The sequence below is a fragment of the Tsukamurella tyrosinosolvens genome, assembly GCF_900104775.1.
Classification (GTDB): Bacteria; Actinomycetota; Actinomycetes; order Mycobacteriales; family Mycobacteriaceae; genus Tsukamurella; species Tsukamurella tyrosinosolvens.
This window is the reverse complement of record NZ_FNSA01000003.1, coordinates 1,952,526-1,975,797: the sequence shown is the minus strand read 5'-3', so window position 1 is coordinate 1,975,797 and position 23,272 is coordinate 1,952,526. Positions and strand designations below refer to the sequence as shown.

Genomic DNA, 23,272 nt, shown 5'->3' with positions numbered 1-23,272 from the left:
GGTCACGATCGCGGCCCGTAGAGTGAGATGAGTGAACCTCATCGACCTGCTCCCGGCCGACCCGACGGCCGACGCGGTCTTCGAGGCCTTCCTCGAGTGGACCGATGACCGCGGCATCACGCTGTACCCGGCCCAGGAAGAGGCGCTGATCGCGGCCTGCTCGGGCGCCAACGTGATCGTGGCGACCCCCACCGGTTCGGGCAAGTCCCTCGTGGCGATGGGCGCCCAGTTCGCAGCACTGGCGCAGGGCCGGCGCACCTACTACACCGCACCGATCAAGGCGCTGGTCAGCGAGAAGTTCTTCGCGCTCTGCGAGGTCTTCGGCACCGTGAACGTCGGGATGGTCACGGGCGACGCGGCCGTCAACGCCGACGCGCCGATCGTGTGCGCCACCGCCGAGATCGTCGCCAACTTCGCGCTGCGCGAGGGCGCCGACTCCGATATCGCGCAGGTGGTCATGGACGAGTTCCATTACTACTCGGAGCCGGACCGCGGCTGGGCGTGGCAGGTGCCGCTCATCGAGCTGCCCCGCGCACAATTCGTGCTCATGTCCGCGACGCTCGGCGACACCTCCTTCTTCGAGGAGGACCTCACGCGGCGGACGGGGCGCGAGACCGTCCTCGTGGCCGGCGCGGAACGTCCGGTACCGCTGCACTTCTCGTACTCGACCATGGCGATCCAGGATCAGATCGTCGAACTGGTCACCACGCACCAGGCACCCGTCTACGTCGTCCATTTCACGCAACAGGCCGCCGCCGAACGCGCGCAGGCGCTGATGTCGCTCCCGCTCGCGAGCAAGGAGCAGAAGGCCGCGATCGCGGCGGCGCTCGGCGACTTCCAGTTCACCACGGGCTTCGGCAAGACCCTCTCGCGGCTCATCCGCTCGGGTATCGGCGTGCACCACGCCGGCATGCTCCCCCGGTACCGGCGCCTGGTGGAGAAGCTGGCCCAGGAGGGCCTCCTCAAGGTCATCTGCGGCACCGACACGCTCGGCGTCGGCATCAACGTGCCGATCCGCACCGTCTACCTGACGGGCCTGACCAAGTTCGACGGGACGCGCACGCGGCATCTGCGCGCCCGCGAGTTCCACCAGATCGCCGGCCGGGCCGGGCGCGCGGGGTTCGACACGATGGGCACCGTCGTCGTGGCCGCGCCCGAGCACGAGATCGAGAACGCCCGGCGGGAGGCGAAAGCCGGAGGAGACCCGGCCAAGCTCAAGCGGGTCCAGCGGAAGAAGCCGCCCGAGGGATTCGTCTCCTGGGGGAAGGCGACGTTCGAAAAGCTCGTCGCGGCCGCCCCGGAGCCACTGACCTCCCGTTTCTCGGTCACGAACTCGATGCTGCTCAACGTGATCGCGCGGCCGCAGAACTGCTTCGACGCGATGCGTCACCTCCTGGAGGACAACCACGAATCGCGCCGGAACCAGCTGCGGCACATCCGCACCGCGATCACCCTGTTCCGCGGCCTGGAGTCGGGCGGCGTCGTCGAGCGGCTGGCGGAGCCCGATGAGGACGGCCGGCACGTGCGGCTCACCGTCGACCTGCAGCCCGATTTCGCGCTGAACCAGCCCCTCGCACCCTTCGCGCTCGCGGCGCTGGAGCTGCTCGACGCCGAGTCCCCGGACTACGCGCTCGACGTGATCTCGGTGATCGAGTCCGTGCTCGACGACCCGCGACCCGTGCTGCGCGCGCAACAGAACGCTGCGCGCGGCGTCGCGGTGGCGGAGATGAAGGCCGACGGCATCGACTACGACGAGCGGATGGCTCTGCTCGAGGACGTCACGTACCCGAAGCCCCTCGAGGACCTGCTCGTCCCCGCGTACGCGACCTACGCCGCCGGGCACGCCTGGGTGACCCAGTTCGAGCTCTCCCCGAAGTCGGTGGTGCGGGAGATGATCGAGCGGGCGATGACCTTCAACGACCTGGTCTCGAAGTACCAGCTCGGCCGCTCGGAGGGCGCGGTGCTCCGGTACCTGTCGGATGCCTTCCGCACGCTGCGTCACACGGTCCCCGAGGCCGTGCGCACGCCCGAGCTCGACGACTACATCGCCTGGTTGGGCGCGCTGGTGCGGTACGTGGACAGCTCGCTCGTCGACGAGTGGGAGGAGATGACCTCCCCGGACCCGGTGAAGGCGCACGCCTCCGCGCCGGAGATCGGCCGCTCGACGTCGCTGACGTCGGACGAGCGGGCGTTCGGCGTCATGGTGCGCAACGCGATGTTCCGCCGGGTCCAGCTCGTCGCCGAGGAGGAGTACGACCTGCTCGACGCGATGGATCCCGGCGTCGACTGGTACGCCGCGTTCGACGACTACTACGAGGAGTACGACGACATCTCGACCGGCGCGGACGCCCGTGGCCCGCAGCTCTTCTCGCTCGACACGTCGATGCCGCGGGCCTGGCGGGTCCGGCAGACCATCGCCGACCCCGACGGCGACCACGGCTGGGCGATCACGGCCGTCGTCGACCTCCCGGCGTCCGACGAACGCGGCGACGTCGTGCTCGTGGACGTGGAGGTCGTCTCGGGCTGAATCAGCCGCGGACGGCCGCGTCCAGCCCCGCGAGGGACTGGTCGAGGTACTCCGGCGGGAACGGCGGCATAGAGCCGACGAAGTCCCGGAACGACTGCGGGGTGTCGGTCCAGTCGTAGGTCAGCGTCACCTGCGTGCCGTTCTCCGACGGTGCGAGGTCGTACCGCCACCACCAGCCGCCCGCCTGCCACTCGCCTTCCCGGCGCGTCCCGGGCAGCCAGCCGATGACCCGATCGCGTTCGAAAGCGGTGACCTTGTTCTCCATCACGTAGTCGCCGCCCGCCTGATCGAGGTACATGTTCACGGAGAACATCTGCCCGACGTGATCGAGCGGAGCGTCGTCCACCGCGTCCCGCACCCAGTCGGTGGGCTCGATGTCCTCGTGGCGCACGGGATCGGCGAGAACGGCGAAGACCCGCTCGGGGCTCGCGGCGATGACTCGGGTGCTGGACATCCGCTCGGACATGGTTTCTCACTCTCTTCGGTGCCAATACGGCGCGCCGACGCGGAACGCCATGTTCACAGCGTACACATAACGGCGGAGGGGCGTGGCAGTTCCGGAGATCGTCGATACCGGTGTGCCCGCGGGCCTACTTGCGGCTGGGTCGATTGCGCGCCGCGCGCGCCTGGGCGACCCGCTGCTCGTCCGCCCGCACGGCGTCGAGGCTCGCACGCTCGTCGATCAGCCACTGCGGCGGATCCGCGAGCAGACCGGTGATCTGCTCGGTGGTCAGCGACTCACCGACACCCGCGCGCTGCAGGCCGGAGATGGAGATGCCGAGCCGGGCGGCGACGAGGTTCTTCGGGTGCGGGCCGTTCTTCCGCAGGTCCTGCAGCCACTGCGGCGGCTCGGCCTGCAGCGCCGCCAGCTCGTCGCGGGTGATCGGGTTCTCCTGGAACGCGGCCGGCGTGGCGGGCAGGTACACGTCCAGCTTCTTCGCAGCGGTCGCCGGTTTCATGGACTGGGTGTTCTGCCTGCTCATGGGTGCCAGCCTATCGGTAATCTCCAGGAGTGACCTCCTCGCTCCCGCCGTCGCTGCGGCTCGGCTACGTCCCGGGCGCCACGCCCGCCAAGTGGGCCCGCGTCTGGGGCGAGCGACATCCGGACGTGCGGCTCGAGCTCGTCCCGGTCGCGGCGGCCGACGCGGCGGACGCGGTGCGCGCGGGCACCGTCGACCTCGCGCTCCTGCGCCTGCCCACCGAGACGAGTGGGCTCGCGACGATCGCGCTGTACGAGGAGCAGGTCGTCGCGGTGGTCCCCAAGGAGCATCACGCTGCCGCGGCGGACGAGCTGACGACCGCGGACCTCGACGGCGAGCCGACCCTGCTGCCGCTCGACGACGCGCTGCACTGGGCCGGAGCCCCCGGTACGCCGGTCGAGCACCGGCCGGAGACGACGGAGGCCGCGATCGAGCTGGTCGCCGCAGGGATGGGCCTGCTCATCGCTCCGCAGTCGCTGGCGCGGCTGCACCACCGCAAGGACCTCACCTACCGGCCCCTCACCGACGCGCCGCCCTCCCCCGTGGTGCTCGCGGTGCCCGCCGGCGAGCAGTCCGAGGCGGTCGCCGAGTTCATCGGCGTCGTCCGCGGCCGGAAAGCCGGATCGTCCCGGGGGCGGACCGAACCGGCACCGAAGCGGACGGCGCGGGAGAAGACCCTCGCGAAGCAGGCCGCGCGCGCCGCCGCCGGGAAGTCGCCGGGACCGTCGAAGGGCAAGCCCGCGAAGCGGCCCCGCCGCTGAGCTCAGCCCAGCGACTCGATCCACTCGTCGGCCGCCAGCACCTCGGCCTGACGCGGGAAGACCTTGCTCACCAGCACCCGATGGACCTCGGAGTCGTGGTCGGCGCACGCGTCGGCCAGGACCGTGAGGCGGTAGTCCAGATCGCCCGCGTAGCGGACCGTCGAGAGCACGACGCCGCTCGTCGAGATGCCCGCGAGCACGAGGTGATCGGCCTGCAGGCCGCGCAGCACCACATCGAGATCGCTGCCGCTGAACGCCCCGAACCGGCGCTTGACCACGACGGGCTCGCCCGGCAGGGGCGCCACCTCGGGGACGATCGCCGTCAGTGGCGAGACCTCGGTCATCGAGTCGCCGCCCTCGCGCAGCATGGCGAAAGCCCGGTTGGTCGGCGGGATCTCGGGATAGTCGGGCCGGAAGGCGACGCGCACGTGCACGACCGGCACGCCGTGGTCGCGCGCCGACGACAGGGCCCGCGCCGCGGAGGCGAGCGCGGCGACGCCGGGCCGCTCGGCACCGTCGACGATGCCGCGCTGGTAGTCCATGAGAAGCAGAACGGAGCGATCGGAAGCCATGCGCCCAGGCTAGCGCTCAGCGCAGCGCGTCGAGATCCACCCGCACGGCCTCCCACTCCTCCAGCGAAAGGAGGTGCGGGCGGGTCGCTGCGGTCATGGCGCCATGACACGCCCGTTCGGCCAGGTCACACGGCAGATCCCGCGGCCGCGCGGGCGATCTCGGCGAGGCGGGCGAAGCCCTCGGTCTTCGCGCTGGACGCGCGGTAGGCGAGGCCGATCCGGCGCCCCGGCGCGGGCGCGGCGAACCGCGCAGTCGCCAGGTCCGTGCCGCGCAGCTCGACGGCGACCGCGGGCTCGGGCAGCAGGGTGACCCCCAACCCGCCGGAGACGCACTGCACGATCGTCGCGAGCGAGGCCGCCCGGGTGTCGCCCATGACGCCGACACCCTCCTCCGCCTGCCGGCACAGATCGAGCGCCTGATCCCGCAGGCAGTGCCCCTCGTCGAGGAGCAGGAGCGGGAGGCCGGAGAGGTCGTCCGCGGTGAGGTCGTCACGCCCGGCGAGCGGGTGCCCGGGCGGCACGACGAGCACGAACTCCTCGTCGTAGAGCGGGATCTCGGCGACGGACGAGCTGTGCACGGGCAGCGCGAGGACGGCCACGTCGATCCTGCCGGAGCGCAGCGCCTCGAGCAGTCGGGCCGTCTGATCCTCGACGACGGTGACCGCCAGGTCGTCGACCTCGGCCCGCAGCTGCGGCAGCAGACGGGGCAGTCGGTAGGGCGCGACCGTCGGGATCATGCCGAGCCGCAGCGTGCCGCGGAGTTCGCCGGTGAGGCCGGCCGCCGAGCTCACGAGCTCCGCCGCCGATGCCACGATGACGGAAGCCTGCTCCAGCAGCGCCATCCCCGCCTCGGTGATGAGCACCTTGCGCGTGCTGCGCTCCACCAGCTGCACGCCGAGTCCCGCCTCGAGCGAGGCCAGCGCCTGCGACAGCGACGGCTGGCTCACGCCGAGCGACGTCGCCGCGGTCCCGAAGTGGCGCGAGCGTGCCACTGCGACGAAAGCGCGCAGCTGCGCGAGGGTCGGCTGATAAGGCTGATCGGACATACCTATCAGTCTAGTGCCATCCATCACCTTTGCTTTACAACGTTGTGATTCGAACGGAAGAATCGATCACGAAACGAAGCCCGCACCCATCGGGCGCCTGCACACAGTGATGAAGGAGTTACCGTGCCCCTCTTGACGATCGGCGATCAGTTCCCCGCGTTCAACCTCACCGCCGTGATCGGCGGCGACCTCTCGAAGGTCGACGCGCAGCAGCCGGACGACTACTTCACCACCGTCACCAGCGACGACTACGCCGGCAAGTGGAAGATCGTCTTCTTCTGGCCGAAGGACTTCACCTTCGTCTGCCCCACCGAGATCGCCGCCTTCGGCAAGCTCAACGACGAGTTCGCCGATCGTGACGCCCAGGTGCTCGGCGCCTCGGTCGACAACGAGTTCGTGCACTTCCAGTGGCGCGCGCAGCACGAGGATCTCAAGACCCTCCCCTTCCCGATGCTCTCGGACCTCAAGCGGGAGCTGGCCGAGGCCACCGGCGTCCTCAACGCCGACGGCGTCGCGGACCGTGCCACCTTCATCGTGGACCCCAACAACGAGATCCAGTTCGTCTCCGTGACCGCCGGTTCCGTGGGCCGCAACGTCGACGAGGTGCTCCGCGTGCTGGACGCCCTGCAGTCCGACGAGCTGTGCGCCTGCAACTGGAAGAAGGGCGACCCGACCCTCGACGCCGGCGAGCTGCTGAAGGAGAGCGTCTAAACACATGTCGATCGACAACCTGAAGAACGCGGTCCCCGAGTACGCCAAGGACCTCAAACTCAACCTCAGCTCTCTCGCGCGCTCCACCGAGCTCACCGAGCAGCAGCTGTGGGGCACCTTCCTCGCCTCGGCCGCGGCCACCAAGAACGCGACCGTCCTGCGCGAGATCGCCGAAGAGGCCGCCGACACGCTGTCGGCGGAGGCCTACCAGGCCGCCCTCGGTGCCGCCTCGGTCATGGGCATGAACAACGTCGCGTACCGCGCCAAGGGCTTCCTCGGCGCCGACTACGCCCAGGTGCGCATGGGCCTGCGGATGAACATCATCGGCAACCCCGGCGTCGACAAGACCGACTTCGAGCTGTGGAGCCTCGCCGTCTCGGCGATCAACGGCTGCGAGCACTGCGTCGCCGCGCACGACGACGTGGTCCGCAAGGCGGGCCTCACCAAGGAGCAGGCCTTCGAGGCCGTCAAGGTCGCGGCCACCGTGCAGGGCGTCGCGCAGGCGATCTTCGCCGCCGAGACCCTCGCGACCGCCTCGGTCTAGCTCCACCGCTTCACCCGACGACGGTGCCCGTCCCTCCTCGCGAGGGGCGGGCACCGTCGTTCTCGTACGCGTAACGAACAGCGTGCCACCCCCGACCTACCAGGCATGCGGCAGAACCTCCTGGTGGCGCTCCGCGCCGCCGCCCTGGTCGTCCTCGTCATCGCGGCGGTCGCTGCCGCGGCGGCCGCGCACCCCCGCGAGGCGAGCTACGAGGACTTCCGCCGCGATGTGGAGCAGGGCTCCGTCACCCGGGTCATCATCCCGAAGAACCAATGGACCCAGGACTCCGTCCGGACCGGGACCTGGTCCACGGGCCCGTTCCGGTGGAAGCAGGGCACGGTCGTCGACACGCCTCCGTGGGAGATGCCCGAGTGGACCACGCGGTCCACGTCGGACGCCGCGGGCCCGTCGCCGTGGTCGACGTTCGCGAACGACATGCGTGCGCGAGGCGTCGACCTCGATCGTGAGTCCGACGACGGTCCGACCTTCATCGCCTGGCCGTTGCGGACTCCGGAATGGTTCAGCCTGCTCGTCTCGCTCACCTGGCTCGCGACCTTCGCCGTGATGCTCGCGTCGACCCCGCGCTGGGGCAATCGCTGGGCCTGGTTCTGGATGTTCGTCATCGGCCAGATCGGGGTGATCCTCTACCTGATCCTCGAACCGCGGCCGCTCGTGCGATTCCCCCGCCGTCGCCGCCCGGACGGCCCGCCGGGAGCACCCGAGCCGTACGACGAACCCGCACCACCGAGACCGCGGCGCGACGGCGCGCACGGCTGTCTGCTCTCACTCCTGGCCGCGATCGTCGCAGCCGCGGCATCGGCGGGGGTCGGGTGGCTCGTCGGCTTCGTCCTGCCGTGATCGTCACGGCCGCCAGGAACCCGCCTCCTGCCGGGTCGCGTGGTTCACGCGGTTCCACAGGTTGATCTGACCGACGGCGAGCACCAGCGCGGCGAGCTGGCTCGCGTCGAACTCGTCCGCGGCGGCGTCCCACAGCTCGTCCGGCACGGCGTCGGGATGCCCCGCGAGCGCGGTCAGCTCCTCCGTGAGCTCCAGCGCGATCCGCTCGGCATCGGAGAAGTAGGGCGTGTGACGCCACGCCCCGACGGCGAAGAGCTTCTCGTCGGACGCGCCGTGCTTGCGCGCCATCCGCCAGTGCCCGTCGAGGCAGGTGCTGCAGCTGTTGAGCTGGCTCGCCCGCATGTTCACCAGCTCCAGCAACTCCGGCGACAGCCCCGACGCCGCCACCGCCTCACCGAGCTTCGTCAGCGCGTCCAGCGCCCCGGGCAGGACGAAGGCGGGGTTCGTCATCCGTGCGGTCATGGTGTTCTCCTTCGATCGGTCACACTCGGGGCGGGCGCCCCGTCATCTCCCTGACGGATCGACGACGGAGGATGTGACACATGGACCTGGACGACTTCGAGAACGCGCGGCCCCGGCTGCTCGCGGTGGCCGCGCGGATGCTCGGCTCCCCCGCCGACGCCGAGGACGCGGTGCAGGAGGCGTGGCTGCGGGCGGACCGGGCGGACGGAGCCGGAACCGTCGACAATCCGACCGCGTGGCTGACGACCGTGGTCTCGCGGATCTGCCTGGACCGCCTGCGGGCCCGGCGCGAGACGACGCCGCTCGACGAGGTGGACCCCGCCGACCCCGCGCCCGCACCGGACGACGAGGCGCAGCTCGCCGAGTCCGTGGGCGCAGCGATGGGCGCGGTGCTCGACGACCTCGCGCCGGCCGAACGGGTCGCCTTCGTCCTGCACGACGTCTTCGCCGTGCCCTTCGACGACGTCGCGGCGATCCTCGGCAGGAGCCCCGCCGCGACCCGCCAGCTCGCCAGTCGCGCGCGCCGCCGAGTAGCGGGTGCGCCCCGGCCGGATGCCGTGCGCACCGACGCCGTGCGCGCCTTCCTCGCCGCGTCGCGCGACGGTGACTTCACGGCGCTCGTCGACCTGCTCGATCCCGACGCGGTCTTCCGCACGCACACGGACGGTGCGGCCACGTCCGTGCTGACCGGCGCGCCCGCGATCGCGGAGGCCTTCCTGTTCAAGGCGAAGACGGCACTCGTCGCGCTGGTCGACGGCGTCCTCGGCTACACCGTGCGGCTGCCCGGCGCGTCCGACTACCTGCTGCTCGGCGACGTGACCTTCACCGAGGACGGCCGCATCGCCGCCCTCGACGTCACCCTGCGCGCCGACGAGGTCGCGGGCAGCGAGATCGTCCCGCTCTGACCCGGGAAACGACGGTGCCCGCCCCCGGAAGCCGGGGACGGGCACCGTCGGTGTGCGGGACCTAGTGATCGATGGCCTTCTCGACCCCGACGCCGGTGAGCGAGCGGACCTCCATCTCGACCGCCTTGTCGGCGAGCTCGGTGTCGGGCTTGCCGAAGATCGTGCCGAGGATCGCGAGTCCGAAGCCGATCGGGATCGACACCAGGCCGGGGTTCTCCAGCGGGAACCAGTGGAAGTCGAGCGACTTGAACATCGACGTCGACTTCCCCGAGACGGCCGGCGAGAAGATGATCAGCACGATGGCCGACATGAGGCCGCCGTACATCGACAGCACCGCGCCGGTGGTGTTGAACTTCCGCCAGAACAGGGAGAACAGGATCGTCGGCAGGTTGGCCGACGCGGCGACGGCGAACGCCAGCGCCACCAGGAAGGCGATGTTCTGGCCCATCGCCCCGATGCCGAGGATGATCGACGCGATGCCGATCACCACCACGGTGATCCTCGAGACGCGGACCTGCGATTCCTCCGACGCCTGGCCGCGCTTGATGACGCCGTTGTAGATGTCGTGCGCGAGGCTGGCGGACGCCGTGATGGCGAGGCCCGCGACGACCGCGAGGATCGTGGCGAACGCGACGGCGGAGATGACGGCCATGAGGATCGTGCCGCCGAGCGAGAAGGCGAGGAGCGGCGCCGCGGAGTTCACACCGCCCGGGGCCTTGGCGATGACGTCGGCGCCCACGTAGGCGGCGGCACCGAAGCCCAGGACCAGGGTGAAGATGTAGAAGGCGCCGATCAGGCCGATCGCCCAGGTCACCGAGCGGCGGGCCTCCTTGGCGGTGGGCACGGTGTAGAAGCGCATGAGCACGTGCGGCAGGCCCGCGGTGCCGAGCACGAGGGCCAGCGCCAGCGAGATGAAGTCGAGCTTGGTGGTCTCGGTCTTGCCGTACTTGAGGCCGGGCTCGATGATCTTCTGCCCCGAAGCGCTGCCGTCGATGGCCTTCTGCAGCAGGTCGGAGAAGTTGCCCTTGACCGCGGCGAGCACCATGAGCGTCATGAGCAGCGCGCCGCCGACCAGCAGGACGGCCTTGACCATCTGCACGTAGGTCGTGCCCTTCATGCCGCCGACCAGCACGTAGACGATCATGAGCACGCCGACCACCGCGACCACGACGGCCTGCCCGGTGGTGCCCTTGATGTTGAGCAGCAGCGAGACGAGGCCGCCCGCGCCGGCCATCTGGGCGATCAGGTAGAAGAGCGAGACGGTGAGCGTCGCGAGCGCGGCGGCCATGCGGACGGGGCGCTGCTTGAGCCGGAAGCTCAGCACGTCGGCCATGGTGAACTTGCCGACGTTGCGCAGCCGCTCGGCGACGAGCAGGAGCGCGACGAGCCACGCGACGAGGAAGCCGATGGAGTACAGGAAGCCGTCGTAGCCCTGGACGGCGATGGCGCCGCAGATGCCGAGGAAGCTGGCGGCGGAGAGGTAGTCGCCCGCGATGGCGAAGCCGTTCTGCGGGCCGGTGAACGTGGCGCCGCCGGTGTAGAAGTCGGTGGCCTTCTTGGTCGTTCGACTGGCCTTGATGACCAGTCCCATCGTGACGCCGATGAACAGCAGGAAGATCACGATGTTGAGCGTGGTGGAGCCGACCTGCTGGCCGACCTCGATCGTGCGCGGTTCCCAGGCGAGGAGATCGGTCACTTGCCCGCCTCCCCGGCCTTGAGCTCGCCCTCGATGTGCTCGCGCAGCTCGGTGGCCATCGGGTCGATCGTGTTGTTCGCGAATCGCACGTACGCCCAGGTGATGGCGAACGTGGTCACGAACTGCCCGAGCCCCATCACCAGCGCGACGTTGATGTTGCCGAACAGCTTCTGGCTCATGAAGTCGTGCGCGTAGGTGGCCAGCAGCACGTACAGGACGTACCAGAGCAGGAAGGCCACGGAGATCGGGATCACGAAGGACGCCAGCCTGCGGCGGAGTTCGTGGAATTCCTTGCTGTCGTAGGCGCGCTGGTAGACCGCCGCCGTATCCTCTTCGTTCACGTCCGAAAGTGTGGCACGGACCACATTGACCACGGGTTTGAATCGGCCACAAACGCCGTGCAACCCCTTGCAACGGTCATTGCCCGGGGCTTACTCGGCTCAGGCGTCGAGGGCCCGTCGCGTGGCCGCGGCGATCTCGGCGACCTGCTCGTCCGTCGTGATCAGTGCCGGCGAGTACTGGAGCGTGCCGAGGCCCGCGGCGCGGCCCGAGACGCCCTGCGCCCGCAGCTTCTTCACCATCGCCATCGCCTCCGCCGGCTCGTGCAACTGCACGCCCGCGACCGCGCCGACGCCGCCCCGCACGTCCTTGACCTTCGGGTGATCGGCGAGCGCGGACAGCTCGCGCAGCAGCGTGTCCTGCAGCCGCAGCGCCTCCGCGACGAGGTTCTCGCGCTCCATGATGTCGAGCACGGCCATCGACGCCGCGGCCGCCGCCGCGTGCCCGCCGTAGGTGTAGCCGTGCCGCCACCACACGCCGCCCGCGAAGAAGGGCTCGGCGACGCGCGGCGCCACGAACAGCGCCCCCATCGGGACGTAGCCGCTGGTCAGCCCCTTCGCGGTGGTCATCAGGTCGGGCTCCAGATCGAACCGGCTCGACGCGAACCAGGCGCCGCCGATCCGGCCGAAGCCGGTGATCACCTCGTCGGCGATGAACAACACGTCGTGCTCGCGGCAGATGTCGCGGACCTCGCGCAGGTAGCCCTCCGGCGGCGGCAGCAGACCGCCGGCGCCGATCACGGGCTCGGCCACGAAGGCCGCGATCGCCTCGGCGCCGACCCGCTCGATGAGGCCGAGCAGCTCCTTGGCGTCGTCCCACGCGACGGTGGCGGTGTCGTCGAAGAGCACGCCCCCGTAGCCCTCGGCGTTGACCGGGATGCCGCCCAGGCTGGTACCGCCCACGTGCATGCCGTGGTAGGCGTTGGAACGGCCGACGATGAGCTTCTTCTCGGGCCGGCCCTTCTCCTGCCAGTAGCGGCGGGCCAGCTTGATCGCGGAATCCACCGAATCGGAGCCGCCGGAGGTGAAGAAGATCTTGCTGTCCGGCACCGGCGCGATGCCCTGCAGGCGCTCGGCGAGGGCGACCGTCGTGTCGGTGGCGGCGTCGCCGAAGCCGGTCACGTGCGCGACCTTGAGCAGCTGGTCGCGCACCGCGTCCGCGACCTCGGCGCGGCCGTGCCCGACGTTCGCGAACCACAGGCCGGCGGTCGCGTCCAGGTAGCGGTTGCCCTCGGTGTCGAAGACGTAGGCGCCCTCGCCGCGCGCGAAGACGAAGGCACCGTCGCGCTGCACGGCGCCCATGTCCGCGAAGCCGTGCCAGAGTGCCGATGAGGTCGTGGGTCCCTGTCCGCTCATGGTGGATAAACTAGTCGCAAATGACGAAGCAGGAGACGCGCACCGCACGAGACGACGGCGACGGCGGACCGTCGAAGCGCGATCTGTACGCCGCGCTCGGCACCGATGCCGACCCCGCGCTCACCCTGCGGGACGAAGCCAGGCTGCGCGGGAGACTCAAGCGCGCCAAGCCCTCCGATCTGCCGAAGCTGGCCCGCGAGATCGAGACGGCGCGGGGACGCTACGCCGAGCGCAAGGCAGCGGTGCCGGCCATCGTCTACCCCGAGAACCTGCCCGTCAGCGCCCGGCGCGAGGAGATCGCGAAGGCCATCGCCGAGAACCAGGTGATCATCCTGGCCGGCGAGACCGGCTCGGGGAAGACGACACAGCTGCCGAAGATCTGCCTCGAGCTGGGGCGCGGCGTCCGCGGCATGATCGGCCACACGCAGCCCCGGCGGCTCGCCGCCCGCAGCGTCGCCGAACGCATCGCCGAGGAGACGAAGTCCGAGCTGGGCGATGCCGTCGGCTACGCGGTGCGGTTCACCGACCGGGTGTCGCCGAAGACGTCGGTCAAGCTCATGACCGACGGCATCCTGCTGCGCGAGCTCACCCGCGACCGGCTGCTGCGCGACTACGACACGATCATCATCGACGAGGCCCACGAGCGCAGCCTCAACATCGACTTCCTTCTGGGCTACCTGCGCCAGATCCTGCCCCGCAGGCCCGATCTCAAGGTGATCGTCACCTCCGCGACCATCGAACCGGAGCGGTTCGCCACCCACTTCGCCCGGCCCGACGGTGCCCCCGCCCCCGTCATCGAGGTCAGCGGTCGCACGTACCCGGTGGAGATCCGGTACCGCCCGCTCGACGAGATGACCGACGATTCCGAGCCGCTCGACCAGGTCACCGGGATCGTGCACGCCGTCGACGAGCTCTCCCGCGAGGCGCCCGGCGACGTCCTCGTCTTCCTCTCCGGCGAGCGTGAGATCCGCGACGCCGCCGAGGCGCTGCAGGCGCACGTGCGGCCCGGGACCGAGATCCTCCCCCTCTACGCGCGGCTCTCCTCCGCCGAGCAGCACCGCGTCTTCGCCCCGCACACGGGACGGCGGATCGTCCTGTCCACCAACGTCGCCGAGACCTCGCTGACCGTGCCCGGCATCAAGTACGTCGTGGACACGGGTACCGCGCGCATCTCGCGGTACTCGGTGCGCACCAAGGTGCAGCGACTGCCGATCGAGCCGGTCTCGCAGGCCTCCGCGCAGCAGCGCTCCGGCCGCTGCGGCCGCACCTCCGACGGCATCGCGATCCGGCTGTACTCGGAGGAGGATTTCGACGCCCGGCCCGTGTACACCGATCCCGAGATCCTGCGGACCAACCTCGCCTCGGTCATCCTGTCGATGACCGCGCTGGAACTGGGCGAGGTCTCCGCCTTCCCGTTCGTGCAGCCGCCCGACGAGCGGGCCGTCCGCGACGGCACGGCGCTGCTCGAGGAGCTGGGAGCACTCGAGGATGCGCACGAGGGGCGCAAGCGCCTGTCCGCCGTCGGCCGCCAGCTCGCCGACCTGCCCGTCGACCCGCGCATGGCGCGCATGCTGGTCGCGGCCCGCGAGTTCGGAGTGCTCCCCGAGGTGCTCGTCATCGTCGCTGGGCTGTCCATCCAGGACGTCCGCGAGCGGCCGGCCGAGCACCGTCAGGCCGCGGACGCGCAGCACGCCCGCTTCGCGGACCCGACCTCCGACTTCCTCTCCTACCTCAACCTCTGGCGCCACCTGGGCGACCGGCGGGCCGAGCTGAGCTCCAGCGCCTTCCGGCGGGAGTGCCAGCGGGAGTTCCTGCATTACGTGCGGATCCGCGAGTGGCAGGACCTGCAGGGCCAGCTCCGGCAGATCTGCCGGGACCTCGGCTGGAAGTTGGACTCGCTGGGACGGGAACCGGCACCGTCGCCCGACCTGATCCACCAGGCGATGCTGGCCGGGCTGCTCTCCCAGATCGGGCTGCGCGAGCCCGACGGCAGGGAGTTCCTGGGCGCGCGCAACACGAAGTTCCTCGTCTTCCCCGGTTCAGCGCTGTCCAAGAAGCCCCCGCGGTTCGTCATGGCGGGCGAGCTCGTGGAGACCTCGCGGCTGTTCGCGCGGACGGTCGCGAAGATCGAGCCGGAGTGGGCCGAGAAGCTCGCGGGGCCGCTCGCGAAGCACCACTACTCCGAGCCGCACTGGTCCACCAAGCGGGAGGCCGTGCTGGCCAAGGAGCGCGTCACGCTGTTCGGCGTGCCGCTGGTCGCCGACCGCACCGTGAACTTCGGCCGGATCGACCCCGTCGCCGCGCGGGAGCTGTTCCTGCGACACGCGCTCGTCCAGGGCGAGTGGCGCACGCGGCACCCGTTCTTCGCGCGCAACCGGGCGCTGCTCGACGATGCGGAGTACCTGGAGGACAAGGCGCGTCGCCGCGACATCGTCGTGGACGAGGACGGGCTCTTCGACTTCTACGACCGGCGCGTGCCCGAGGGCATCGTCTCAGCGCGGCACTTCGACTCCTGGTGGAAGAAGGCCTCGCGGACCGATCCCGGCCGGCTCGACTTCACCGCCGACGACCTCCTCGCCGACGGTGCCGCCGACGTCACCGCGGAGGCGTACCCGACGTCGTGGCTGCAGGGACGCATCGAGGTACCGCTCAAGTACCGGTTCGAGCCCGGCGCCGCCGACGACGGCGTCACGGCCCGCATACCCGTCAAGGACCTGGCGACGGTCCGCGCCGACGGATTCGAATGGCTCGTTCCCGCGATGCGCGAGGACCTCGCCGTGGCGCTGATCAAGTCGTTGCCGAAGCAGTTGCGCCGCGAAGTCGTGCCCGCGCCCGACTTCGCCGCGGCGGCGCTGGCGCGCCTCACGCCCCGCGCGGAGCCCCTGACCGAGGGCCTCGCCCGTGAGCTGACGCAGTTGTCCGGCACGGTGATCCGCGCCGGCGACTTCTCCGCCGGCGCGATCCCCGATCACCTGCGGGTGACGTTCACGGTGATCGGCGACGACGGCCGCGTGCTCGGCTCGGGCAAGGACCTCGACGCCCTCAAGCGGGAACTCGGCGCTGCGGTGCAACAGGACCTGTCGAGCCGCGCCGGGGCGTACGAGCGGGCGCCGGCGAAGCAGTGGACCGCCGACACGCTCGGCGACGTGCCGCGGACCATCGACACCGAGGTGCGCGGCAGCCGCGTGGTCGGTTTCGGCACGCTGTATCCCGTCGGTGACGCCGCGGGCGTGAAGGTGGTCGCCGCGGAGCCGGAGCAGGCCGCGCTGATGGGTGCCGGACTCGATGTGCTCCTCGCGAACGCCCTGCCCGCGGCGCACAAGTCGGTGCTGCAGTCCGTCGGGCAGCGGGAGCGCCTCGCGCTGTCGCAGAGCCCGTACGCCACGCCCATGGATCTCGTGGCCGACTGTCGCCGACGCGCCATCACGGACCTTCGTGCCCGCGCGGGCCTCGCGTGGACGCCGGACGAGTTCGCGGCCCTGACGGCCACGGTGCGAGCGGGCCTGGGCGAGGCGGTCCAGCAGAACTTCGCGGACGTCGCGGCGGCCGTGGCGACGGCCACCGAGGTCCGGGGTGCGATCGCCTCCGCTCCGCCGGCACTGCGTGACGCGGCGGAGGACATCGCCGAACAGCTCGATGCGCTCCTGTTCCCCGGGTTCGTCGCGGCGACCCCGGACACGCACCTGCAGCACCTCCCGCGGTACACCGCAGGCGCCGCCGCACGCTGGGCCGCGCTGCCCGCGTCGATCGACCGTGACGACCGCGGCATGGCGACGCTCGACCGCGTGTACGGCGCGCTCACGGCGAAGTTGGACGCCCTGCCGGAACACCGCCGGGACGCCGCGCTGGACCAGGTGCACTGGCTCATCGAGGAGCTCCGGGTGAGCCTGTTCGCCCAGTCGCTCGGCACCGCAGGATCGGTGTCCGAGAAGAAAGTGCTCGCCGCCATCGCGGCCCTGAGCTGAGCCCCGCGCGCGAACGGACGGCTACGCCGCGTCGGTCGGATCCGCTGCGGCGGCGCGGGTGCGGAGGTCGCGGATCGCGGCCTCGAAATCCTCGATGGACGAGAACCCCTGGTAGACGGAGGCGAACCGCAGGTAGGCCACTTCGTCGAGGTCGCGGAGCGGTCCCAGGATGGCGAGGCCGACCTCGTTCGCCGGCACCTCGGCGACGCCCATGGCGCGGATCGTCTCCTCGACCTGCTGGGCGAGCTTGTGCAGGTCGTCCTCGGCCACGTCGCGCCCCTGGCACGCACGACGCACGCCCTTGACGACCTTCTCGCGGCTGAAGGGCTCGGTGACGCCGTTGCGCTTGACGACGGCCATGACCGCGCTCTCCACGGTGGTGAAGCGGCGGCCGCACTCGTTGCAGGAGCGACGCCGGCGGATGCCCTGCCCGTCGTCGAAGACACGCGAATCGACCACACGGGTGTCCTCGTTCTTGCAGAACGGGCAATACATCGGTCCACCTCCCACGCGGCTGCGCTCGGACGTCCGGCGGGGCAACTGCAGCACGGTGGCCCCTGCCACCGTCGTGCTCCGCGATCTCGTCTTCGAGAATACTCGGCGCGGGAACGGCACCACGTTGTCGAGGTGGGCCGAGCGCCCGCCCTGCCGGGAATCCACTATCGCCATACGGGTGGTCATCTGCGTCTCCTTCGCTCGTGGGTGGCGGTCAGTACCGCGGCGTGATGAGGGTCTGGCCGGCGCGCACGCGACCGTCCTGCAAGCCGTTGATCTCCGCGATCTCCGCGACGACGGCGGCCTGAGCGCGATCGGGCGCGATCTCGCGGGCGATCTGTTCCAGGCTCTGCCCGCTGCGCACCGTGACGATCGACGTCAGGGCCGGCTGCGCCGCGGTCGGCGCCGGCTCGGCGGGCGCGGCGCCGCCGAAGAGCACCAGCAGGCCGGCGAAGACGCCGACCGCGAACAGCACGCACGCCGCGAGCGAGGGGCCGGGGGTGCGGCGGGCGCAACCGTCGGTGCGCGAGTAGCCGCGGGGTGCGCGCCGCGCCGCGGAACGCACGCCCGGGCGTTCGACGGTGCGCCGGGCGGACCCGCGCGCGCCGGTCACCCGGACCTCCGTGGGCTCCGTTCGAATCAGGCCCTCGTCGAGGCCGTTCGACGGGGTGATCGATTCCGGAGCCGACTCCCGGGAGCGGCTGCGGGCGAGACGCGGCGAGACCCCGCGCGCCCGGGTGGCACCGCGCCGGTCGGCCGCGGCGGAGCCGTGGCGCACCAGCGCCTGCTCCTCGGCGCCGGCCTCCTGCGCTGCGGTGATGACGTCTCGATCGATGATCGCGGTCATGGTCTCTCCTGATGTCGTAGCGGGTCCTTCTCGCTCACCTACAGGTCTATCGGAGGGGACTGACAAGTTTTTCCATCCAGCCCCACCAGTCACACCGAAGTGCGTGCAAGTGTTCGAGAGAACTTCTGTTCGATTTCTACCACACCCCTCGGTCGAGCGGAAGACACGCGGGGAAATTTCTCGAACAGATGTTTGTCAGGGCGTTCGAGCTGCATTACAGTGGAGTCGGAACCGAACGGGCGTGAGGAGCGACACATGACAGATGAACGACAGGTCCAGCACCGGGACAAGCGCTTCCGCGACGCACAGGGCAACGTCTCCGAGGATCACCTGACCCGGCGTCAGAAGCAGGTCCTGGAGGTCATCCGCCGGTCGGTCCGCGACCGCGGATATCCGCCGAGCATCCGCGAGATCGGTGACGAGGTGGGCCTGACCTCCACATCGTCGGTCGCACATCAGCTGCGCACGCTGGAGCGCCTGGGCTTCCTCCACCGCGACCCGAACCGCCCCCGTGCGGTGAACGTCCAGGGCGCCGAGGAGCGCACCGCTCAGGTGATCCAGAAGGTCATGGAGGACGAGGATCGGATGCCCGAGCCCGCCTTCGTGCCGGTCCTCGGGCGCATCGCCGCGGGCGGCCCCATCCTCGCGGAGGAGGCGGTGGAGGAGATCTTCCCGCTCCCCCGCGAGCTCGTGGGCGAGGGCTCGTTGTTCCTGCTCAAGGTGGTGGGCGAGTCGATGACCGACGCCGCCATCTGCGACGGGGACTGGGTCGTCGTGCGGCAGCAGTCCGTCGCCGAGAACGGCGACATCGTGGCGGCGATGCTCGACGGCGAGGCCACGGTGAAGACCTTCCGCCGGACCGGCCGTGACGTCTGGCTGATGCCGCACAACCCGGCCTTCGATCCCATCCACGGCAACGACGCGGTGATCCTCGGCAAGGTGGTCACCGTCATGCGTCGGATCTGACCGCACCCGCCTCACGCCGCGCCGGCTCGTCGACCGCAGGGTCGGGGGCCGGCGCTCGTCGTCCGCCACGGGAGGCGATCGCGCACGCCGCGCCGCCGAGGGCCAGGCCGGCGATCACTCCCGGGTGCACCGGTTCGCCCAGCATGAGGAAGGCGAACAGGGCGGACACCGAGGGGATCACCGCGAACAGCATCGCGGCCCCGCTCGCCCCCGCGATCCCGATCACCCGCAGGTACAGCGTGGTCGCCGTCATCGAGCTGAGCAGCACCATGAGCACGAGCACGATGGCGCCGCGCACGGGATCGGAGACCGTCGCTCCGAACAGCGCGACCAGGACGCCCGCCGGCACCGCCGCGACGGTCATCCCCACCGCGTTCCCCGCAAGGGGGTCCACCTCGCGGCAGAACCGCTGTTGGTACACCCCACCCAGGGCGATGCCCGTGAGCCCCAGGAGCGTGAAGCCGATGCCCGCACCGGCGTGGGCCAGCGCCGGCACCGTCGACCAGCACGCGGTCACCACCGCCGCCAGCCCCAGCACGGCGGCGAGCGCCCGCCGCGGTGTGAGGGCCTCACGGAGTGCGATCCGCGCGACCACCGTGGTCACCGCCGGATTCACGCCGATGATGAGCGCGGCGACGCCCGCCGGCACGCCGGCCTGCAGGCCCAGGTAGCACCCGAGGAACTGCGTCGCCTGCGTCAGGATCCCGACCACGATCGCGTGGCCCAGATCCGCCCCGCGGGGCAGTCGCCGGCCGGTCGCCCGGACGACGCCGAGCATGAGCACGCCGGAGACGGCGAACCGCAGGAACAGCAGCAGGAACGGGCTCATCGCCGCGATCCCGAGGGCGCCGAGCGGATACCCGAAGGCGTACAGCACCACGACGGAGAGCGCGAGCATCGGCGGAATTCTCATGACTCGATCGTCGAACGCACAGGTACGTCACGTCCAACAATGATTGACGATCACGATCGATCGTGCGTATCGTTCATTCATGGCCGAGCCGATCCTGGACATCGTCCCGCTCCGTAGCGTGGTCGCGATCGCGCGCTGCGGCGGCGTCCACCGCGCCGCCGAAGCGCTCCACCTCACCCAGTCGACCGTCAGCGCGCACCTGCGCCGGCTCGAGAAGTCCACGGGCGGCACGATCGTCGAGAAGGCGGGCCGCGGAATCCGGTTCACCGACCACGGCAACCGCCTCCTCGGGCACGCGCAGACCATCCTCGACGCCCACGACACCGCGGTGCACGCCCTCGCCTCCCCCACCACCCGCACGCTCTCCGTGGCCGCCACCGAGCACGGCGCCGACCGCCTCATCCCCGAGCTCAGCCGGGGCTTCGGGACGCTCCCGGGCGGCTGGTCGGCCCAGTTCCGGTTCGACCGCAGCGCGCAGATCGCCGGGGCCGTGGAGCGCGGGCTCGCCGACGTCGCAGTCTTCCTCGCCCCGCTCGACCACCCGGACGCGGTCGGCCCCATTGCGTTGCACTGGTATGCAACTCGGGAGTGGCGGCGCCCGGACGACGCCGTTCCGGTCCTCCTCTTCGACGACCCCTGCGTCCTGCGCGCTCCCGCCGCGGACGCGCTCGCGCGCAACGGGATCGACTACGTGGTCGCGGCCGAGGCGGCGAACCTCGCGGGCCTGTACTCCGCGGCCCGCAGCGGGCTCGGCGTCACGCTGCTCCCCGCGATCGACGCGACCGACGGCCTCGTCGCCGTGGACACGATGCCCGCCATGCCACCCATCGCACTCGCGGTCAGCGTCGGAGCGCGCGTCCCCGAGCCCGTCCGCGCGGCCGTCCGCCGTGCCGCCGCGTCACTGACCCGCGACGACCAGGCGGAACGCGCCTAGTCCGCGGTCACCTCCGCGTACCGGTGCAGGTGATCGGTGGCGGAACCGAACTCGGTCTCGATCGCAGTGAGCCGCTTGAAGCAGTGGCCGATCGCCAACTCCTCCGTCATGCCCATGCCACCGTGCAGCTGGACCGCGTTCTGCCCGACGAACCGGGCCGCCCGCGCGATGGTGATCTTCGCGGCCGAGACCGCACGACGCCGGACGTACGGTTCCGCGTCGAGATTGAGCACCGCGAGGTAGCTCGCCGCCACTGACTGTTCGAGCTCGAGCGACATGTCCACCATGCGGTGCTGCAGCGCCTGGAAGGAGCCGATCGGTACGCCGAACTGCTTGCGCTGCTTCGCGTACTCGACGGTCTCGGCGACGACGCGGCGCATGATCCCGACCGCCTCGCAGCAGACGGCGGCGGCACCGTCGTCGAGGGCGCGGTCGATCACCTCCCAGGCCCGCCCCTCCGTCCCGAGCAATGCGCGCGCGGGCACGCGGACGTCGGCGAGCTCCAAATCGCCCGTGTGATGGTCGTCGATCGTCCGGAAGTACCGCGCGTCGATGCCGGCGGGCGGAGCCTGTGGGTCGAACTCCAGGAGGAAGAGCGAGAGCCCGTCGCGGTCGAGGCGGTCGCCGGCCGTGCGGGCGGCGACGATCAGGTGGGTCGCGAGCGGCAGGTCGGCGACGACGATCTTCGCGCCGGACAGCACGTAGTCGTCACCGTCGCGCGCGGCCGTCGCGCCGACGTCCCACGGCTCGCGGCCGGACCCGGGCTCGGTGAGCGCGAAGGCGATCCGGGCCCCGCCCGCGGCGATCGCCGACAGCACCGCGTCGGCGGCCGGGCCGCCCGCGCCGCGCAGGAGGGCCGTGCCCACGACGGCGGTGCCGACATAGGGCTCGACGACGAGCGCGCCGCCGAGCTCCTCGGCGATCACCATCATCTCCTCCGGGCCGCCGCCCAGCCCGCCGACGGACTCGGGCAGGGTCGCGGCGAGGATGCCCAGCTCGGAGGCGAAGGCCTCCCACACGGCGGGTTGCCAGCCGGCTTCCGAGCGGGCCGCGCTGCGCGACTCCACCAGCGGGTACCGGCCCGCGAGGTAGGACCGCACGGCGTCGCGCAGCATCGTCTGTTCGTCGGTGAGTGTGAAGTCCATCTACAGCCCCAATGCCGCTTTCGCCAGGATGTTCCGTTGGATCTCGTTGGAGCCCGCGTAGATCGAGCCCGCACGATCGTTGAAGTAGCGCAGCGGCGCGACGGCCTGCCACAGGTCGCCGCTGTGCGCGCCGTCGGCGGGCGGGAGGTACTCCACCACCGGGCCGCCGGGCCGTGTGACGTGCGGCTGATAGACGCGGCCGCGCGGGCCGGCGCTCTTGTGGATGAACTCGGTCACCGCCTGACTCAGTTCCGTGCCCAGGATCTTGAGCATCGACGCCGCGGTGCCCGGGTTCCCGCCCGCCGAGAGCACGGCGAGCGAGCGGTGCTCGAGGATCTCCAGCACGTCGACGCGGGCGCGCAGTTCGGCGAGGCCGAGTCGGAAGTCGTCGTCCTCGGACAGCGGCCGTCCGCCGCGGCCCGGCACCGTCGTGGCCTGCTCGGCGAGGAGGTCGAGCGAGACCTGCAACCACGGCGCGGAGGCGCCGCCGCCGCGCTCGAACTCGAGCAAGTACTTGGCGACGGTCCAGCCCTCGTCGATCTTCCCGAGCACGTTGGCCTTCGGCACCCGCACCTTGTCGAAGAAGACGACGTTCTGCACCTCCTCGCCGGAAGCCATGACGAGCGGCTGGATCTCGATGCCGGGCACCGTCATGTCGAGGAGGAGGAACGTGATGCCCTGCTGCTTGCGCTCCTGCTTGGAGGTGCGCACCAGGGCGAACATCCAGTTCGCCTCGCGGGCGTGGGTGGTCCAGATCTTCGATCCGGTGAGCACGAGGTCGTCGCCGTCGGACTCGGCGCGCATCGCCAGCGACGCGAGGTCGGATCCGGATTCGGGTTCGGAGTAGCCCTGGCAGAAGAAGACCGAGGCGTCGAGGATGCCCGGGAGGAAGAACTTCTTCTGCTCCTCGGTCCCGAACCGCACGATGGCGTGCGCCACCATCCGGATCCCCATGGGCGAGAGGAAGGGCGCACCGGCCAGCACCGATTCCCGGGCGAAGATGTAGTGCTGCGCGACCGTCCAGTCGCAGCCGCCCCACTCCACCGGCCACGCCGGCGCCGCCCATCCGCGCTCGTGCAGGATCGCCTGCCAGGCCATGCTCGCCTCGTGGTCCGAGTAGACGCTGGTCGCCAGGCGCCCGGCGGCGCGCAGGTCGTCGGTGAGGTGCGTGTCCAGGAACTCCCGCACCTCGTCGCGGAAGGCCTCTTCCTCCGCCGTGAACGTCACATCCATCCGGGTCGTCCCCTCGTT

The 23,272-nt window shown here is 70.9% G+C and carries 22 protein-coding genes; 9 read left to right on the top strand and 13 right to left on the bottom strand.

Annotated features, from left to right (window positions below; all coding sequences use genetic code 11):
• Positions 1–31: 31 nt before the first annotated feature.
• Positions 32–2,527, top strand: coding sequence for a DEAD/DEAH box helicase (locus BLW32_RS10965; protein ID WP_068742144.1), 2,496 nt, complete (start codon positions 32–34; stop codon positions 2,525–2,527).
• A gap of 1 nt (position 2,528) precedes the next feature.
• Here BLW32_RS10965 and BLW32_RS10960 read toward each other — a convergent pair whose 3' ends face one another.
• Positions 2,529–2,981 carry an SRPBCC family protein gene (locus tag BLW32_RS10960; protein WP_232066493.1) on the bottom strand — a complete coding sequence of 151 codons (453 nt, stop codon included), beginning with the start codon at positions 2,979–2,981 and terminating at the stop codon, positions 2,529–2,531.
• 136 nt (positions 2,982–3,117) lie between these two features.
• Positions 3,118–3,510, bottom strand: coding sequence for a DUF5997 family protein (locus BLW32_RS10955; protein WP_068525052.1), 393 nt, complete (start codon positions 3,508–3,510; stop codon positions 3,118–3,120).
• Positions 3,511–3,539: 29 nt separating this feature from the next.
• Between BLW32_RS10955 and BLW32_RS10950 the strand changes: the two genes are divergently transcribed.
• Positions 3,540–4,268, top strand: coding sequence for a LysR family transcriptional regulator substrate-binding protein (locus BLW32_RS10950; RefSeq protein ID WP_068742146.1), 729 nt, complete (start codon positions 3,540–3,542; stop codon positions 4,266–4,268).
• A 2-nt stretch (positions 4,269–4,270) separates the two neighbouring features.
• On the opposite strand, the gene BLW32_RS10945 is transcribed toward BLW32_RS10950, so the two are convergent.
• Both BLW32_RS10945 and BLW32_RS10940 read right to left on the bottom strand, forming a co-directional pair.
• A complete protein-coding gene (locus BLW32_RS10945; RefSeq protein WP_068742147.1) occupies positions 4,271–4,840 on the bottom strand; it encodes a cysteine hydrolase family protein in 570 nt (189 codons plus the stop codon).
• A gap of 125 nt (positions 4,841–4,965) precedes the next feature.
• The gene (locus tag BLW32_RS10940) at positions 4,966–5,886 is read right to left on the bottom strand and encodes a hydrogen peroxide-inducible genes activator (RefSeq protein WP_068525049.1); all 921 of its coding nucleotides are present in this window, start codon (positions 5,884–5,886) and stop codon (positions 4,966–4,968) included.
• A 123-nt stretch (positions 5,887–6,009) separates the two neighbouring features.
• Between BLW32_RS10940 and BLW32_RS10935 the strand changes: the two genes are divergently transcribed.
• From BLW32_RS10935 to BLW32_RS10925, 3 genes are all read left to right on the top strand, one after another.
• Entirely contained in the window at positions 6,010–6,597 is a 588-nt protein-coding gene (locus tag BLW32_RS10935; protein ID WP_068525048.1) for a peroxiredoxin, read from the top strand.
• A 4-nt stretch (positions 6,598–6,601) separates the two neighbouring features.
• Positions 6,602–7,141: an alkylhydroperoxidase, AhpD family gene (gene ahpD / locus BLW32_RS10930; protein WP_068742148.1), complete on the top strand. Its 540-nt coding sequence runs from the start codon at positions 6,602–6,604 to the stop codon at positions 7,139–7,141.
• A gap of 105 nt (positions 7,142–7,246) precedes the next feature.
• Positions 7,247–7,999 carry a hypothetical protein gene (locus tag BLW32_RS10925; protein ID WP_068742149.1) on the top strand — a complete coding sequence of 251 codons (753 nt, stop codon included), beginning with the start codon at positions 7,247–7,249 and terminating at the stop codon, positions 7,997–7,999.
• A 3-nt stretch (positions 8,000–8,002) separates the two neighbouring features.
• Here the strand turns inward: BLW32_RS10925 and BLW32_RS10920 are convergent, their stop codons facing one another.
• Positions 8,003–8,461 carry a carboxymuconolactone decarboxylase family protein gene (locus BLW32_RS10920; RefSeq protein WP_068742150.1) on the bottom strand — a complete coding sequence of 153 codons (459 nt, stop codon included), beginning with the start codon at positions 8,459–8,461 and terminating at the stop codon, positions 8,003–8,005.
• Between the two features lie 80 nt (positions 8,462–8,541).
• On the opposite strand from BLW32_RS10920, the gene BLW32_RS10915 reads away from it, so the two are divergent.
• On the top strand, positions 8,542–9,366 hold the full coding sequence (locus BLW32_RS10915; protein WP_068525044.1) for a sigma-70 family RNA polymerase sigma factor: 825 nt from the start codon (positions 8,542–8,544) through the stop codon (positions 9,364–9,366).
• A 61-nt stretch (positions 9,367–9,427) separates the two neighbouring features.
• Here BLW32_RS10915 and BLW32_RS10910 read toward each other — a convergent pair whose 3' ends face one another.
• The 3 genes from BLW32_RS10910 to BLW32_RS10900 form a co-directional block, all read right to left on the bottom strand.
• The gene (locus BLW32_RS10910) at positions 9,428–11,062 is read right to left on the bottom strand and encodes a monocarboxylic acid transporter (RefSeq protein ID WP_068742151.1); all 1,635 of its coding nucleotides are present in this window, start codon (positions 11,060–11,062) and stop codon (positions 9,428–9,430) included.
• Positions 11,059–11,403, bottom strand: a complete 345-nt coding sequence (locus tag BLW32_RS10905; protein ID WP_068525042.1) for a DUF485 domain-containing protein — start codon at positions 11,401–11,403, stop codon at positions 11,059–11,061. Before BLW32_RS10905 ends, BLW32_RS10910 begins: the two co-directional genes overlap by 4 nt.
• Positions 11,404–11,502: 99 nt before the next feature.
• A complete protein-coding gene (locus tag BLW32_RS10900) occupies positions 11,503–12,756 on the bottom strand; it encodes an aminotransferase family protein (protein WP_068742152.1) in 1,254 nt (417 codons plus the stop codon).
• A 20-nt stretch (positions 12,757–12,776) separates the two neighbouring features.
• Here BLW32_RS10900 and hrpA point away from each other — a divergent pair, with 20 nt between their 5' ends.
• Positions 12,777–16,721: an ATP-dependent RNA helicase HrpA gene (gene hrpA, locus BLW32_RS10895; protein ID WP_068742153.1), complete on the top strand. Its 3,945-nt coding sequence runs from the start codon at positions 12,777–12,779 to the stop codon at positions 16,719–16,721.
• A gap of 21 nt (positions 16,722–16,742) precedes the next feature.
• Here hrpA and nrdR read toward each other — a convergent pair whose 3' ends face one another.
• Together nrdR and BLW32_RS26705 are read right to left on the bottom strand one after the other, a co-directional pair.
• Positions 16,743–17,216 carry a transcriptional regulator NrdR gene (gene nrdR, locus BLW32_RS10890; protein WP_068525039.1) on the bottom strand — a complete coding sequence of 158 codons (474 nt, stop codon included), beginning with the start codon at positions 17,214–17,216 and terminating at the stop codon, positions 16,743–16,745.
• 214 nt (positions 17,217–17,430) lie between these two features.
• A complete protein-coding gene (locus BLW32_RS26705) occupies positions 17,431–18,063 on the bottom strand; it encodes a LysM peptidoglycan-binding domain-containing protein (RefSeq protein ID WP_068742154.1) in 633 nt (210 codons plus the stop codon).
• A 255-nt stretch (positions 18,064–18,318) separates the two neighbouring features.
• Between BLW32_RS26705 and lexA the strand changes: the two genes are divergently transcribed.
• Entirely contained in the window at positions 18,319–19,029 is a 711-nt protein-coding gene (gene lexA, locus BLW32_RS10880) for a transcriptional repressor LexA (protein ID WP_146487104.1), read from the top strand.
• Here lexA and BLW32_RS10875 read toward each other — a convergent pair.
• A complete protein-coding gene (locus tag BLW32_RS10875) occupies positions 19,013–19,942 on the bottom strand; it encodes a DMT family transporter (RefSeq protein ID WP_082791459.1) in 930 nt (309 codons plus the stop codon). The two genes, lexA and BLW32_RS10875, sit on opposite strands and share 17 nt — an antisense overlap.
• A gap of 79 nt (positions 19,943–20,021) precedes the next feature.
• Here BLW32_RS10875 and BLW32_RS10870 point away from each other — a divergent pair, with 79 nt between their 5' ends.
• Positions 20,022–20,876, top strand: a complete 855-nt coding sequence (locus BLW32_RS10870) for a LysR family transcriptional regulator (RefSeq protein WP_068742156.1) — start codon at positions 20,022–20,024, stop codon at positions 20,874–20,876.
• Here the strand turns inward: BLW32_RS10870 and BLW32_RS10865 are convergent.
• Together BLW32_RS10865 and BLW32_RS10860 are read right to left on the bottom strand one after the other, a co-directional pair.
• Positions 20,873–22,021: an acyl-CoA dehydrogenase family protein gene (locus tag BLW32_RS10865; protein WP_068742157.1), complete on the bottom strand. Its 1,149-nt coding sequence runs from the start codon at positions 22,019–22,021 to the stop codon at positions 20,873–20,875. The genes BLW32_RS10870 and BLW32_RS10865 overlap by 4 nt on opposite strands.
• Entirely contained in the window at positions 22,022–23,254 is a 1,233-nt protein-coding gene (locus BLW32_RS10860) for an acyl-CoA dehydrogenase family protein (protein ID WP_068525034.1), read from the bottom strand.
• Positions 23,255–23,272 lie beyond the last annotated feature (18 nt).

Coding starts and splice junctions, on each gene's coding strand:
- BLW32_RS10960 (WP_232066493.1), bottom strand. CDS start 2,981: ATGTCCAGCACCCGAGTCATCGCCGCGAGCCCCGAGCGGGTCTTCGCC.
- BLW32_RS10955 (WP_068525052.1), bottom strand. CDS start 3,510: ATGAGCAGGCAGAACACCCAGTCCATGAAACCGGCGACCGCTGCGAAG.
- BLW32_RS10945 (WP_068742147.1), bottom strand. CDS start 4,840: ATGGCTTCCGATCGCTCCGTTCTGCTTCTCATGGACTACCAGCGCGGC.
- BLW32_RS10940 (WP_068525049.1), bottom strand. CDS start 5,886: ATGTCCGATCAGCCTTATCAGCCGACCCTCGCGCAGCTGCGCGCTTTC.
- ahpD (WP_068742148.1), top strand. CDS start 6,602: ATGTCGATCGACAACCTGAAGAACGCGGTCCCCGAGTACGCCAAGGAC.
- BLW32_RS10925 (WP_068742149.1), top strand. CDS start 7,247: ATGCGGCAGAACCTCCTGGTGGCGCTCCGCGCCGCCGCCCTGGTCGTC.
- BLW32_RS10920 (WP_068742150.1), bottom strand. CDS start 8,461: ATGACCGCACGGATGACGAACCCCGCCTTCGTCCTGCCCGGGGCGCTG.
- BLW32_RS10915 (WP_068525044.1), top strand. CDS start 8,542: ATGGACCTGGACGACTTCGAGAACGCGCGGCCCCGGCTGCTCGCGGTG.
- BLW32_RS10900 (WP_068742152.1), bottom strand. CDS start 12,756: ATGAGCGGACAGGGACCCACGACCTCATCGGCACTCTGGCACGGCTTC.
- hrpA (WP_068742153.1), top strand. CDS start 12,777: ATGACGAAGCAGGAGACGCGCACCGCACGAGACGACGGCGACGGCGGA.
- nrdR (WP_068525039.1), bottom strand. CDS start 17,216: ATGTATTGCCCGTTCTGCAAGAACGAGGACACCCGTGTGGTCGATTCG.
- BLW32_RS26705 (WP_068742154.1), bottom strand. CDS start 18,063: ATGACCGCGATCATCGATCGAGACGTCATCACCGCAGCGCAGGAGGCC.
- lexA (WP_146487104.1), top strand. CDS start 18,319: ATGACAGATGAACGACAGGTCCAGCACCGGGACAAGCGCTTCCGCGAC.
- BLW32_RS10875 (WP_082791459.1), bottom strand. CDS start 19,942: ATGAGAATTCCGCCGATGCTCGCGCTCTCCGTCGTGGTGCTGTACGCC.
- BLW32_RS10870 (WP_068742156.1), top strand. CDS start 20,022: ATGGCCGAGCCGATCCTGGACATCGTCCCGCTCCGTAGCGTGGTCGCG.
- BLW32_RS10865 (WP_068742157.1), bottom strand. CDS start 22,021: ATGGACTTCACACTCACCGACGAACAGACGATGCTGCGCGACGCCGTG.
- BLW32_RS10860 (WP_068525034.1), bottom strand. CDS start 23,254: ATGGATGTGACGTTCACGGCGGAGGAAGAGGCCTTCCGCGACGAGGTG.